At 38.5% G+C, this 270-nt stretch carries 1 protein-coding gene; it reads right to left on the bottom strand.

Going from position 1 to position 270, the window contains the following annotated elements; all coding sequences use genetic code 11:
- Nucleotides 1-270: hypothetical protein (locus SB775_RS29805; protein WP_410864852.1), on the bottom strand; the 270-nt coding region annotated here is incomplete at both ends.

Here is a 270-nt window from a genome sequence, read left to right on the forward strand (position 1 = left end):
CGATTGCTGTTCTTTTTCATTTAGATGACTAAGAGACTGTTCAACCTCGATCAGTTCATCAGAAATAGAGGCAGCTTTTAATGGATATCGCCCTATATCTGTTTCATATTGATGGATGAGCTGCTGCTGACTTTCTAGCTGATGCGCTAGTTTATCAAGCTCCTTCTCTAAATCGTATGTGGTTGTTTGCAGCTGCTCTTTTATCTGCTGTTTTTCTTCTAAAAACGAAATACTTTTCTCAATACGCTCTTTATAGCCTTCTGCTTGTTG

The sequence above is a fragment of the Peribacillus sp. SIMBA_075 genome, from assembly GCF_046534585.1.